At 61.6% G+C, this 13,721-nt stretch carries 11 protein-coding genes; 8 read left to right on the top strand and 3 right to left on the bottom strand.

Annotated features, from left to right (window positions below; translation table 11 throughout):
- Positions 1 to 317: 317 nt before the first annotated feature.
- The 4 genes from HU739_RS16850 to HU739_RS16835 are packed head-to-tail and all read left to right on the top strand — an operon-like array spanning position 318 to position 3,271.
- Positions 318 to 983, top strand: coding sequence for an amino acid ABC transporter permease (locus tag HU739_RS16850; protein WP_186551533.1), 666 nt, complete (start codon positions 318 to 320; stop codon positions 981 to 983).
- Positions 964 to 1,623: an amino acid ABC transporter permease gene (locus tag HU739_RS16845; protein WP_186551532.1), complete on the top strand. Its 660-nt coding sequence runs from the start codon at positions 964 to 966 to the stop codon at positions 1,621 to 1,623. Before HU739_RS16850 ends, HU739_RS16845 begins: the two co-directional genes overlap by 20 nt.
- Complete coding sequence (locus HU739_RS16840; RefSeq protein WP_186551531.1) at positions 1,620 to 2,402, top strand: amino acid ABC transporter ATP-binding protein; 783 nt, start codon at positions 1,620 to 1,622, stop codon at positions 2,400 to 2,402. The genes HU739_RS16845 and HU739_RS16840 overlap by 4 nt, the downstream gene beginning before the upstream one ends.
- Positions 2,399 to 3,271, top strand: coding sequence for a transporter substrate-binding domain-containing protein (locus tag HU739_RS16835; protein ID WP_186551530.1), 873 nt, complete (start codon positions 2,399 to 2,401; stop codon positions 3,269 to 3,271). Before HU739_RS16840 ends, HU739_RS16835 begins: the two co-directional genes overlap by 4 nt.
- A 117-nt stretch (positions 3,272 to 3,388) precedes the next feature.
- Here HU739_RS16835 and HU739_RS16830 read toward each other — a convergent pair whose 3' ends face one another.
- Positions 3,389 to 4,549, bottom strand: coding sequence for an AAA family ATPase (locus HU739_RS16830; protein ID WP_186551529.1), 1,161 nt, complete (start codon positions 4,547 to 4,549; stop codon positions 3,389 to 3,391).
- Positions 4,550 to 4,771: 222 nt separating this feature from the next.
- On the opposite strand from HU739_RS16830, the gene HU739_RS16825 reads away from it, so the two are divergent.
- From HU739_RS16825 to HU739_RS16810, 4 genes are all read left to right on the top strand, one after another.
- Positions 4,772 to 5,875, top strand: a complete 1,104-nt coding sequence (locus HU739_RS16825) for an efflux RND transporter periplasmic adaptor subunit (RefSeq protein WP_186551528.1) — start codon at positions 4,772 to 4,774, stop codon at positions 5,873 to 5,875.
- On the top strand, positions 5,872 to 6,936 hold the full coding sequence (locus HU739_RS16820; RefSeq protein WP_186551527.1) for an efflux RND transporter periplasmic adaptor subunit: 1,065 nt from the start codon (positions 5,872 to 5,874) through the stop codon (positions 6,934 to 6,936). Before HU739_RS16825 ends, HU739_RS16820 begins: the two co-directional genes overlap by 4 nt.
- Complete coding sequence (locus HU739_RS16815; protein WP_186551526.1) at positions 6,933 to 9,995, top strand: efflux RND transporter permease subunit; 3,063 nt, start codon at positions 6,933 to 6,935, stop codon at positions 9,993 to 9,995. Before HU739_RS16820 ends, HU739_RS16815 begins: the two co-directional genes overlap by 4 nt.
- An 89-nt stretch (positions 9,996 to 10,084) precedes the next feature.
- Positions 10,085 to 12,334 (top strand): glycoside hydrolase, encoded by a 2,250-nt coding sequence (locus tag HU739_RS16810; RefSeq protein WP_186551525.1) that lies wholly within the window; start codon positions 10,085 to 10,087, stop codon positions 12,332 to 12,334.
- A 1-nt stretch (position 12,335) separates the two neighbouring features.
- On the opposite strand, the gene HU739_RS16805 is transcribed toward HU739_RS16810, so the two are convergent.
- Positions 12,336 to 12,962, bottom strand: coding sequence for a class I SAM-dependent methyltransferase (locus HU739_RS16805; protein ID WP_186551524.1), 627 nt, complete (start codon positions 12,960 to 12,962; stop codon positions 12,336 to 12,338).
- A 137-nt stretch (positions 12,963 to 13,099) separates the two neighbouring features.
- Positions 13,100 to 13,456, bottom strand: coding sequence for a DUF6124 family protein (locus HU739_RS16800; protein WP_186551523.1), 357 nt, complete (start codon positions 13,454 to 13,456; stop codon positions 13,100 to 13,102).
- Positions 13,457 to 13,721 lie beyond the last annotated feature (265 nt).

The raw sequence follows: 13,721 nt of genomic DNA, 5'->3' as shown, positions 1-13,721 counted from the left end.
CTGCGGATCCAGGCGCTGGGGTGCTTTTACGTCAGCCATATTTCTCTTCCTTGTGATGGTTCGGCCGGGAGTCTGGCCAAAAGCTGTTCGTCCTTGGAGGGCTTTCCTGAAAAAAAGATCCTTCCTACAGCGAAAAGGAAAATAGCCTTCTTATTCCTTCCCGGCAAACCCACAGGATAGTTTTTGGGTGATATCAATATGCTTTAACAGTATTTAAGTTCTGGTTTTTATACCTATAAAGTCAGTGGCTGCCGGACAGCCACCCGCTGTCCATGGATTGCATCACCGCCGCTTACCGAGTGGCGTCAGGACGCTTCATGACTTTCGATTACGCGTTTATTCTCAGCACCCTGCCGGCCTTTCTCAAAGCCGTAGGCGTGACGCTGCAGGTCGGATTCATCGCGATCGGCACTTCGCTGCTGGTGGCGCTGCTCAATGCGACGATTCTGGTGTTGCGCACGCCTTATCTGCACAGGCTGGTCGGTGTGTACGTCGAGCTGGCGCGCAATACGCCATTGCTGATCCAGCTGTTTTTCGTTTACTTCGCGCTGCCGGCTCTGGGCATCAAGGTCTCCGGGTTTACGGCAGCGATCATCACCATGACCTTCCTCGGCGGTGCTTATCTCACCGAAGTGCTGCGTGCCGGCGTCGATGCGGTGCCCCAGGCACAACTGGAATCCGGCCGCTCGATCGGCTTGTCCCGCGGTCAATTGCTGCGCTACGTGATCCTGCCGCAAGCGGGAATCCTCAGCCTGCCGTCGCTGTTCGCCAATTTCATATTCCTGCTCAAGGAAACCACCGTAGTCTCGGCGGTGGCGGTGCCGGAAATTCTCTACACCACCAAGAGCTACATTGCGCTCTATTACAAAACCTACGAAATGCTCGCCGTGTTGACGCTGATCTGCGTGTTGTTGTTTCTGCCGCTGTCGCTGCTGCTCAGCCGCCTGGAAAGGAGGCTCCAGCATGGCCAGTTCGGGTCTTGAGTTGCTTTGGGTGTCGTTGCCGCAATTGGCCAAGGGCGCCGGGCAAACCTTGTCGATCTCGTTTCTGAGCATTGCCATCAGTACCGTCGGCGGCGTGCTCTATGGCGTATTGCGCACACTCAATGTGTCTTGGCTCAACGCAATCCTGCGGGTTTACCTGGAGCTGTTCCGGGCGATCCCGGTGCTGGTCTGGTTGTACCTGCTGTTTTTCGGCCTGCCGATTTTCCTTGGCCTGAGCCTGCCGAGCTTCTGGTGTGCGGTGCTGGTGCTGTCGCTGTGGGGTGCCAGCGAAGTCGGCGAAGTGGCGCGCGGTGCGCTGCATTCCCTGCCGCGCGGGCAACGTGAAGCCGGGCTGTCAATCGGCCTGAACGCCGCGCAGCTTTACGGCTACGTGCTGCTGCCGCAGGCGCTCAAACGCATGACGCCACCCACCATCAACGTCTACACGCGGATCATCAAGACCAGTTCGCTGGCGGTGCTGATCGGTGTGGTCGACGTGATCAAGGTCGGTCAGCAGATCATCGAGCGCACCTACGAATCGGTACTGATCTACGGCGCGCTGTTCCTGTTTTTCTTCTTCATCTGCTATCCGCTCTCGGCCGCCTCGCGCGTGCTGGAGCGGCGCTGGACGCAAGCATGAGCGCATTGATCGAGTTTCGCGGTTTCAACAAATTCTACGGCGAGCAACAGGTGCTCAACGGCATTGATCTGCGCGTGCAGAGTGGCGAGGTCATCGTCATTCTCGGCCCCAGCGGCTGCGGCAAAAGTACCCTGCTGCGCTGCCTCAACGGCCTGGAAACGGCGCACAGCGGCAGCATGACATTCGCCGGGCGCGAACTGCTCGACAAGGCCACCGACTGGCGCGACATCCGGCAGCAGATCGGCATGGTGTTTCAGAGTTACCACCTGTTCCCGCACATGAGCGTGCTCGACAATCTGTTGCTCGGTCCGCTCAAGGTGCAAAAGCGTCAGCGTCGCGAAGCGCAACAGCAGGCCGAAGCCTTGCTGGAGCGCGTCGGCCTGCTGGACAAGCGCGATGCGTTCCCGCGTCAGCTCTCCGGCGGTCAGCAGCAACGCATCGCCATCGTCCGTTCGCTGTGCATGAATCCGCGGGTGATGCTGTTCGACGAAGTCACCGCCGCCCTCGATCCGGAAATGGTCAAGGAAGTGCTGCAGGTCATTCAGGGCCTGGCCCGCGAGGGCATGACCCTGTTGATCGTCACCCATGAAATGGCCTTCGCTCGCGCGGTGGCCGACCGCATCGTGTTCATGGATGCCGGGCGCATCCTTGAACAGAACCGCCCCGAGATTTTCTTTACGAACCCGCAAACCGCACGCGCGCAGCAGTTCCTGGAGAAGTTCTCCTTCGTTGCCACACTGCCCAAAACGAATCCGACAAAGGAACTGGAACCGCTATGAAAACTGCCGCTTTTTTAATGCCTCTGCTCAGCCTCGCCTTGCTCGCCGGTTGCGGTAAGACCGAAGCACCGCCCAAACCCAAAGTTGCCAGCGAAAGTGCGGCCCCGGCGGGTTATCTGGACAAGATCAAAGCCCGCGACAAACTGATCGTCGGCGTCTTCACCGACAAGCCACCGTTCGGTTTCGTCGATGAGGCCGGACGCTACGTCGGCTTCGATACCGACATCGGTCGGCGCTTCGCCAAGGACCTGCTCGGCGATGAGAACAAGGTCGAATTCGTGGCCGTGGAACCGGCGAGCCGCATCCCGTTTCTGCAAAGCGACAAGGTCGACCTGATCCTGGCCAACATGACCGTGACCCCGGAGCGCCGGGAAGCGGTGGAATTTACCAACCCGAACCTCAAGGTCGCGGTGCAGGCACTGGTACCGCAGGGCAGCTCGGTGAAAAAACTCGATGACCTGGCGACCCGCACCACCATTGTCACGACCGGCACCACGGCGGATATCTGGCTGACCAAAAACCACCCGGACTGGAAGCTGCTCAAGTTCGAGAAAAATTCCGAGTCGCTGCAAGCTTTGGCCAACGGTCGCGGCGATGCCTATGCGCAGGACAATCTGGTGCTGTTCAGTTGGGCCAAGCAGAACCCGGGCTATCGCGTGCTGGAGGAAAAGCTCGGGGCAGAAGCGCCGATTGCGCCGGCGGTGAAGAAGGGCAATGTCGAGTTGCGTGATTGGGTCAACGCTGAGCTGGCGAAGCTTGGGGAAGAGAAGTATCTGCTCAAGCTGTATGACCAATATGTGCGCAAGGAGCTGAGTGATGACACCCGGCCTGAGAGTGTGATTGTCGAAGGCGGCAAGTGGCAGGGTTAGTTGACCGTTCATTCCCACGCTCCGCGTGGGAATGCCTCTGGGGACGCTCCGCGTCCAGTGACGCGGAGCGTCACGGGCTGCATTCCCACGCGGAGCGTGGGGACGATCAGAGCGGGGTTAGTCAGGCCAATGCCACGCCGGTTCATCCAGCACCCTCTGCCCGACAATCCCGGTCTGCCCCAGCGTCTTCTCCAGCACGATGCAGTTGCAATCCGGATCTTCCTGCAACGCCGAGATCAATCGCCGCGCATGGGACACCACCCACACCTGGCACTGCTGCGACGCGCGGATGATCAGGCGTGCCAGCGCCGGCAGCAGATCCGGATGCAGGCTGGTTTCCGGTTCGTTCAGCACCATCAGTGTCGGTGGTCGCGGTGTCAGCAATGCCGCGACCAGCAGCAGGTAACGCAACGTGCCGTCTGACAATTCCGCCGCCGATAACGGCCGCAGCAAGCCTTCCTGATAAAACTCGATGGCAAAACGGCCACCGGCCAACGGCGCGATGTTCAAGCGCGCGCCGGGGAACGCATCGCTGATTGCCGCCTGTAGCGCTTCCGGATCGCCGATTTCGATAATCGTCTGCAACGCCGCTGCCAGGTCTCTGCCGTCGTGATGCAGCACCGGCGTGCGGGTGCCCAGTTGTGGCTGACGCACCGGTGCGTCGGCGTCGCTGCGAAAGTGATCGTAAAAGCGCCAGCGACGGATGAACTCGCGCATTTGAAGGACCTCCGGCGAACCGCGCAGACTGCCGACCTGATCGAACAGGCTGTCGAAGTCCGGCGTGTGCTGCGCCAGTACCTCCCACGTGCGCTCGGCGCGGGCGCGGACCATCGGGCCGTTGCGGTCGACCAGCAGGCTCGCGGGGCGAAACACGGGGCCTGCCCAGATGCATTCGCGCTTGATTTGCGGATCGAGTGAAAAACAGGACTGGCTTGGTTCCGGCAGACCCAGACTGATCGAATAACTGAAGTCTTCCCCGGCAAACCCCAGGCGCAGACGTTTCACGCTCTGGCGAACCGTGGACTGGATGGCCACCTCGCCGCTGCGCATGCGCCGGCTGAGGGTTTCCGGCCCGGCCCAGAACGTCGAATCCAGCCCGCCTTCGCGAGCCAGCGCATTGACCACGCCACCCTGCGCGGTTTCCGCCAGCAGGCGCAAGGCCCGGTAAAGGTTGGACTTGCCACTGCCGTTGGGCCCGGTGATCAGGTTCAGCCGGCCCAGTGGAATCACCAATTTATTGATCGAGCGGTAATTGGCCACCGCCAGAGTGTTGAGCATGAAATCCTTCTCCGCATACGCTGAATCCGTCACACGATACCCGTGTCGGAGCTGGCGAAGGCTGCGATCTTTTGATGTTGTTTTCAATAAGATCAAAAGATCGCAGCCTGCGGCAGCTCCTGCAGATATAAATCTGGTATTAGGACGGGCAAGCGTGGAACCCTGTTCTAAGCTCTGAAGTCGTATCGTCTCGACAGCAGCATTACAGGCCAAGGAGTGTGCATGGCGGGTCCCGGATTGAAAGTGCTGATGGCGTTGAGCGCCATGGCGTTGCTCACCGCTTGCGGCGACAAGAAACCTGCTCAGGAATACTTGCCTAGGGTCTTTGTGCAAGAGGTCGAACCGGCGAACTACGCCGCAGCGGTGACCCTCACCGGTGATGTGCAGGCACGCGTGCAGACGCAATTGTCATTTCGCGTTGGCGGCAAGATCATCCAGCGCATGGTCGACGTCGGCGACCGCGTCACCGCCAAACAGGTGCTGGCCAGACTCGATCCGAAAGATCTGCAGACCAACGTTGATTCCGCCCAGGCCCAGGTCGTCGCCGAACAGGCCCGCGTGAAGCAGGCAGCGGCGGCGTTCGTCCGTCAGCAAAAACTCCTGCCCAAGGGCTACACCAGCCAAAGCGAATACGATTCGGCACAAGCGGCGTTGCGCAGCAGCCAGAGCGCATTGAGCGCGGCGCAGGCGCAATTGGCCAATGCCAGGGACCAGCTCAGCTATACCGCATTGATCGCCGATGCGCCGGGGATTATCACCGAGCGCCAGGCCGAAGTGGGTCAGGTGGTGCAGGCCACCGCACCGATCTTCAGCCTGGCCCGTGATGGCGACCGCGACGCAGTGTTCAACGTTTACGAATCGCTGCTCGCCGAGCGCCCGGCAGAGCGTTCGATTGTGGTCAGCCTGCTCGATAATCCGCAGATCAAAACCACCGGCACAGTGCGCGAGATTACCCCGGCGGTATCGGCGCAATCGGGCACCGTGCAGGTCAAGGTCAGCCTCGACAAACTGCCGCCGGGCATGCAGCTCGGTTCAGTGGTGAGCGCCACGGCCAAAGGCTCGGGCAAATCGGCGGTCGAGCTGCCATGGTCGGCACTGACCAAGAACATCAGCGCGCCGGCCGTTTGGATGGTCGATGGCAACGGTGAAGCGCAATTGCACAACGTCACGGTTGGCCGCTACCTGACCGGCAAAGTCATCATCAGCGAGGGTCTCAAGGGCGGTGAAAAAGTCATCGTCGCCGGTGGGCAATTGCTGCACCCGGGGATGAAAGTCGAAATCGCCGAAAACACCTACAAGGATTTGCAACCGGGAGCGCAACCATGAAGCGTTTCGGGCTGTTGTGCATGGCGCTGATACTCACCGCCTGCTCGGAAAAGGAAGCCGCGCCGGAGCCGGTGCGGCCGGTGCTGTCGGTCAAGGTCGAAGCCTTGAGCGAGGAAAATCTCGGCCGCTTTGCCGGGAGCATCCAGGCGCGCTACGAAAGCAATACCGGTTTCCGCGTCGGCGGGCGTATCGCCAGTCGTAACGTCGATGTCGGCGCCGAGGTGCAGAAGGGCACGTTGCTTGCGACCCTCGATCCGTCCGATCAGCAAAACCAGTTGCGCTCGGCTCAGGGCGATCTGGCCAGGGTCCAGGCGCAACTGATCAACGCGCAAGCCAGTGCACGGCGGCAGCAGGCGCTGTTCGATCGCGGCGTCGGCGCCCAGGCGCAACTGGACGTTGCCAACACGGATCTGAAAACCACCCAGGCTTCTCTGGACCAGGCCCGCGCGGCGGTCAACCAGAGCAAGGACCAACTCAGTTACACCGAACTGCGTGCCGACCACAAAGCGGTGGTCACCGCTTGGAACGCCGAGGCCGGGCAGGTGGTGACGGCGGGGCAGCAAGTGGTGACGCTGGCGCAACCGGACATCAAGGAGGCGGTGATCGACCTGCCCGACACGCTGGTCGATCAGCTTCCCGACGACGTGGTGTTTTCGGTCGCTGCACAGCTCGACCCGAGCATCCACACCACGGCGATCATCCGCGAGATCGAACCCCAGGCACAGAGCGCCACGCGTACCCGCCGCGCACGTCTGACCCTGACCGATACACCGGACGGTTTTCGCCTCGGCACCGCAATCAGTGTGACCCTCAGCTCAGCGATCAAACCGCGTATCGAGTTACCCGCCACGGCGTTGCAGGAGGTCGAGGGCAAAGCGCGGATCTGGGTGATCGATACCCAGAGCAAAACCGTCAGCCCTCGCGACGTCACGGTCATCAGCCGCACCGACAGCAGCGTGGTACTGGCCGGCGGTGTGAAGGATGGCGAGCGCGTGGTCAGCGCCGGCGTCAACAGTCTCAAACCCGGACAATCGGTAAAACTTGACGAGGACAGTCAATGAAAGGCTCTTTCAACCTCTCCGAATGGGCCCTCAAGCATCAGTCATTCGTCTGGTATCTGATGTTCGTCGGATTGCTCATGGGGGTTTTTTCCTACTTCAATCTGGGCCGCGAAGAAGACCCGTCGTTCACCATCAAGACCATGGTGATCCAGACCAAGTGGCCGGGCGCGACTCAGGAGGAAACCCTCAAGCAGGTCACCGATCGCATCGAGAAAAAACTCGAAGAGCTCGATTCCCTCGACTACGTGAAAAGCTACACGCGCCCCGGCGAATCGACGGTGTACGTGTACCTGCGCGACACCACCAGTGCCAAGGACATCCCGGAAATCTGGTACCAGGTGCGCAAGAAAATCGACGACATTCGCGGCCAGTTTCCCCAGGGGATTCAAGGGCCGGGCTTCAACGATGAGTTCGGTGACGTGTACGGCTCGGTGTACGCCTTTACCGCCGACGGCCTGACGATGCGCCAATTGCGCGATTACGTGGAACAGGCGCGGGCCGAGATTCGCAATGTGCCGGGGCTGGGCAAGATCGAAATGGTCGGCCAGCAGGACGAAGTCATTTACCTGAATTTCTCCACCCGCAAACTGGCCGCGCTGGGGATTGATCAGCGCCAGGTTGTGCAAAGCCTGCAATCGCAGAACGCCGTGACCCCGGCCGGGGTGATCGAGGCCGGTCCCGAGCGGATTTCCGTGCGCACCTCGGGCCAGTTCGCTTCGGAAAAGGATCTGGCCGAGGTCAACCTCAAGCTCAATGATCGTTTTTATCGTCTGGCTGATGTCGCCGATATCAGCCGTGGCTACGTCGATCCGGCAACGCCGGAATTTCGTTTCGACGGCAAGCCGGCCATTGGTCTGGCGATAGCCATGCAAAAGGGCGGCAACGTTCAGGAGTTCGGCAAGGCTTTGCACGCGCGCATCGACCAACTCACCGCGGACTTGCCGGTAGGCGTCGGCGTGCACACCGTGTCCGATCAGGCGGTGGTGGTCGAAGAGGCAGTGGGCGGCTTCACCAGCGCCTTGTTCGAAGCGGTGATCATCGTGCTGGTGGTGAGCTTCATCAGCCTCGGCGTACGTGCCGGTCTGGTGGTGGCCTGCTCGATCCCGCTGGTGCTGGCGATGGTGTTTGTGTTCATGGAATACAGCGGCATCACCATGCAGCGGATTTCCCTCGGCGCGCTGATCATCGCCCTTGGTCTGCTGGTGGACGACGCGATGATCACCGTGGAAATGATGGTCACGCGCCTGGAAATGGGCGAGAGCAAGGAGCAGGCGGCGACGTTCGCCTACACCTCGACGGCCTTCCCGATGCTCACCGGTACGCTGGTGACCGTCGCCGGTTTCGTGCCCATCGGCCTCAATGCCAGCTCCGCCGGTGAATACACCTACACCTTGTTTGCGGTGATCGCGGTGGCGATGATCGTCTCGTGGGTGGTGGCGGTGTTCTTTGCGCCCGTGATTGGTGTGCACATCCTCAGCGCCAATGTGAAGCCGCACGCTGCCGAGCCGGGTCGCGTTGGCCGAGCGTTCAATGGCGGTCTGTTGTGGGCCATGCGCAACCGCTGGTGGGCCATCGGCGTCACCGTGCTGTTGTTCGTGCTGGCGGTGTTTTGCATGCGCTTTGTGCAGAACCAGTTCTTCCCGGCCTCGGACCGTCCGGAGATTCTGGTTGACCTGAACCTGCCGCAAAACGCTTCGATCGACGAAACCCGCAAAGCAGTGGACAAGCTCGAAGCGACCCTCAAGGGCGATCCGGACATCGTGCGCTGGAGCACTTACATCGGCCAGGGCGCGATCCGTTTCTACCTGCCCCTCGACCAGCAATTGCAAAACCCGTACTACGCGCAACTGGTGATCGTCAGCAAGGATTTCGAAGCGCGCGAGGCGTTGAGTCAGCGCCTGCGCGAGCGTCTGCACAAAGACTTCGTCGGCATCGGCAGCTACGTGCAGGCGCTGGAAATGGGCCCGCCAGTGGGCCGCCCGATCCAGTACCGGGTCAGCGGCAAGGACGTCGATCAGGTGCGCAGGCACGCCATCGATCTGGCGACCGAACTGGACAAAAACCCGCACATTGGCGAGATCATTTACGACTGGAACGAGCCGGGCAAGGTCCTGCGCATCGACATTGCCCAGGACAAGGCACGCCAGCTCGGGCTGTCCTCCGAAGACGTGGCGAACCTGATGAACAGCATCGTCAGCGGCGCACCCTTGACACAGGTCGATGACGACATCTACCTGATCAACGTCGTCGGCCGTGCGGTGGATGCCGAGCGCGGGACGCCGGAGACGCTGCAAAACCTGCAAATCGTCACGCCGAGCGGCACCTCGATTCCGCTGCTGGCGTTCGCCACCGTGCGCTATGAACTGGAGCAGCCGCTGGTGTGGCGCCGCGATCGCTTGCCGACCATCACCATCAAGGCGTCAGTGCGTGACGAGATCCAGCCGACCGATCTGGTGAAACTGCTCAAGCCGTCGATTGACGCCTTCGCGGCCAAATTGCCGGTCGGTTACAAGGTCGCCACGGGCGGTACGGTCGAGGAAAGCGGCAAGGCCCAGGGGCCGATTGCCAAGGTCTTGCCGTTGATGCTGTTTCTGATGGCGACCTTCCTGATGATCCAGTTGCACAGCGTGCAGAAGATGTTCCTGGTGGCCAGTGTCGCGCCGCTGGGACTGATTGGCGTGGTGCTGGCGCTGGTGCCGACCGGTACGCCGATGGGTTTTGTGGCGATCCTGGGGATCCTCGCGCTGATCGGCATCATCATCCGCAACTCGGTGATTCTGGTGACGCAGATCGATGAGTTCGAACAGAAAGGCTATGCGCCCTGGGATGCGGTGGTGGAAGCGACTGAACACCGGCGCCGGCCGATCCTGCTGACCGCGGCGGCCGCGAGCATGGGCATGATCCCGATCGCCCGGGAAGTGTTCTGGGGGCCGATGGCCTACGCCATGATTGGCGGGATCGTGGTGGCAACGCTGCTGACGCTGTTGTTTCTGCCGGCGCTGTATGTGGCCTGGTACAAGATCCGCGAACCGCAGAAGGACGAGCAGGCGGCGCGGTGATGGCGGGCCACGCATCTTTGGGAATGGTCTGACTTACAGCAGCAACGGCTTGGGTTAACGTCCCTCCTTCATTTGAGGAGGGACGTCCGATGTCGACCGTTGCTGGCTGCTTGCGCCATCTCCTGCTGCTGGCTGGCCTGAGTCTGTCGCCGTCATCGCTGGCCGAAGTCCTGCTGGAAAACGCGCTGTGGCGAGTCGCGGTCGATCCGGCGACATTGGCGGTACGTGTCGAACCCACCGGTCGCCCCGCCGTGCAGGCCTCGACCGGTGGGCTGCGGCACACGGTCAGCCAACTGAACAGGCGCGACAACCGCCTCGACTGGCAGTGGGATGGAGGTGTCTGGGCGCTCAGTGTCGAGCTGGACCAACGCGAGGTGTCGTTCTCGATCACCGCGCGGACGCCTTCCGAACTCGAGTTTATGCATCAGCCCGGCAGTGCGATGGGCCAGGCACTGATCTGGCCGCTCGCCGAAGGGCATTACGTGCCCCGTGGCGATCCCGTCTGGCGCCGGTTCCTGATCAACCAAGGCGTGCTCGATACCACCCAGGACCTGAGCCTGCCGCTGTGGGGGATGGCGCATGCCGGGTTCAGCCTGCACTGGCTGATGACCGAGCCTTATAACAATCAGCTGCGCTTCACTGCGGACGGCGATGCGCTGGCGTTATCGGCGCGGCACCGCTTCACCTCGCTTGAACCCTCAAGGCCGCTGACGTTCCGCCTGTTTCTCGGCGCTGGCGAACCGTTGGCCGGCGCCCGACGCTACAAGCAATGGCTGATCGACAGTGGCCAGTACGAAACCTTGCAGGACAAGCTCGCGAAAACCCCGCAGGCCCGCAAGCTGCTGGGCGCCAGCCACGTCTACTTGTGGGGCAACGGCCTGTTGGGGCCGGACGACGTGCGCAATTGGCCGCTGCTGCTCGCCCGTTTGCGTGGTTCGGCGCCGCTTGCCGGCGAGCTGCGCGCCGCAATGGATGCTGAAGCGCTGCGACTGATCGCGAGCGAGACCTTGCTCAACCGCTATCAGCAGAGCCTGCTGTTGCGTAGCCTCAACCAGGCATTGAACACCCAGGCACGCAAGACCTGGCAGGCTCAAGCGGTCCCGGACATGTCGGCGCTGGTCAACAGTTACGCCGAGGTGCGCGCGCAACTGGCCAGTGCCTTGGCGAATGCGCTGACGTCCGACTCGACGCGCTGGGGCAGTACCTTGTCGCAACGTACCATCCAGCAACTGCAGGACGCCGGGCTGTCGCGTTTGTGGTTGGGACTCGGCGAAGGCTGGGAGGGCGGGCTGTGGCATCCGCAAGCGGTTCGCGCTGGGGTAAAGGCGGGCTATCTGATCGCGCCGTACGACTCTTACGAGACAGCGTTGCGCGGTGACGAAAACCCGGACTGGACCACTGCGCACCTGGGCGACCGGGCAAACCGCGATTGCGCAATTGTGTTGGAGGGCGGTGCGCTGAAACGCGGTTTTCAACAGGCGGGCCACTACACCGATCCGCGGTGCGTGCGACCGCTACTGGAGCAACGCGTGCGCGCCATTCAGCAGGCTGCCGGGTTCAACAGCTGGTTTCTTGATGCTTACGCCGCGGGCATGGTGTTCGACAGCTATCGTTCCGACGCGCCCCTGACCCAGGCGCAGAACGCCGAAGGCAATGTCGCGGCCTCCCGCTGGCTCAACGAAACCCTGCGAGTGCCGAGCGGTTCCGAGGGCGGCAACGCGACCACCGCCCGTGGCCTGCTGTTTGCCCATGGCATGCAGACGCCGGTGATCGGTTGGGGCGATGGCGAGATGCAAGAACCCGGCTCGCCGTTCTTCGTCGGTCAGTGGTATCCACCGGAACAACCGGCAGTGTTCTTCAAGCCGGTGCCGGTGAAGGCGTCGTATCGGCGCATTCACTTTGAACCCGAGAACCGGTTACCGCTGTACCAAACGGTGTTTCACGGATCGATCATTACTAGCCATCACTGGCTGTTCGACAGCCTGAAATTGAGCAACGTGCGCATCGAAAACGAACTCGCGCAGCTGCTCTACAACGTGCCACCGCTGTATCACCTGAGTGCAACGACGCTTGCGCAGCGGTTGCCGTTGATTGCGCGTCAGGAGCGGTTTTTCCGTCCGCTGCACGAGCGACTGGCGACCCAGGCGCTCAGTGCTTTCGAATGGCTGAGCGAGGACAGAAAAGTGCAGCAGACGACGTTCGAGGACGGCACGCGACTGATCGCCAACTTTGACGCCGTCCCGCGTGAACTGGAGGGGCAGACGCTGCCCGGGCATAGCGTGACGGCGCTGACACCGCAAGGTTCGGTCAGCCGTTACGAAGCGCTCGCCGCGCCGTGAATCAGACCTTGCGCCAGACGCTGGCCAGCCACGGCTGCTGCTCGCGGGGCAGCCCGGCGGGACGGTAATAGTGCTCCAGTTCGACGAACCCGGCATCCGTCAGCAATCGACGCCAGGCTTCAAGGTCGTGGTAGGCGCCGTATCGCGGGCCGTTCCAGCCCTCACGATTGTCCCCGCGCGGATTGGAACTGAACAACACGCCATCGGCTTTCAGCGTGCCGTGCAATTGCTTGAGCACCTGCGGCAACGCCTGCGACGGCACATGAAACAGCGTGGCGTTGGCGAAGACGCCGTCGAAGCGCGCGGTCGGCAAGTCCAGCTTGAGAAAGTCCTGCTGCCAGACCTCGCAACCGCTGTCCTCACGGGCCATCCGCGCGAATTCCAGCGAACCGTCGAGACCGACGGCGACATGCCCCATTCGCGTGAACGTCTGCAAGTCGCGCCCCGGGCCGCAGCCGAAATCGAGGATCGTGAACGGCGCCTGCGCCCTGATGTGGCGCAGCAACGCATCGATGTTCTGGCTGACGTCGTGGTCGCGGGTGCCTTCACGGAAGTCTTCGGCCACTGAGTTGTAGTGGCTCAGGGTCGTGGCGGTAATCTGTTCGAGGTCGGTAGGCGTCTGTTTCATGATCGGGGCTGTGTCGGCGAAGTCAGGCCTGACTATAAGCGTTTTCGCGCTTGAAAGATCGCCGACTTGGGCAGCGCCAACGGGGCCCTTGCAAGCTCTGCTGGCGCTGCCCGGGTCTGCGATCCTCAGGGCCGGTTTCAGTTGCGCTTCATCTCCAGACAGTCGATCGAGCGATCGACCATCGCCTTGGCCATCTCCAGCAAATGCCAGACCGAGAACACCATGGCCCGATCTTCGCCTCCGAGATGATCGCCACACTGGTGCACAGTCACCGAGGCGCAGCGCAGCAGGTCGGCGACATACAACTGGGCGTCCTCCAGCGATACATCATTGCTGATGCTGTACACGCGTTTTTGCCCTGGCAGGTTCATGGGGTTGCCGGCCAGATGGGTGTCCACTGCTCGGCAAAGGGCGGAGCGATCCTTGAGCAGATCCGCAGTAAAGTTCTGGTGAGAGGCAAGGTTGAACGGAGGATCGGGAAGATGTTTTTCCATAGGTAAACTCCTGACTTCAAGTGGGAGCCAACCATTTCGCGACTAAACGAGCAGGCGGCGGCTGCACGCGGGTCAGTCGCTGATCACAAGCACCGGCGCACTTGAAAGTGCCCCGCGCACAGCTGCCATCCATCAGATGAAAACTCTCTGCTGATGTCAGGTCTGACTGCACGCCCAGCGAATCCGAGCGACTACACCCGGTCACTGCCGAGCAGTGACGGTCGGAGATTAGCTACGGGATATTTCGGGTACAAGCGTCGAAAAT

Origin of the sequence: Pseudomonas hamedanensis, from assembly GCF_014268595.2 — a bacterium.
In the GTDB taxonomy this organism is placed as follows: domain Bacteria; phylum Pseudomonadota; class Gammaproteobacteria; order Pseudomonadales; family Pseudomonadaceae; genus Aquipseudomonas; species Aquipseudomonas hamedanensis.
Note: the sequence above shows the minus strand (reverse complement) of the source record. Positions and strands in the feature narration are given on the sequence as shown.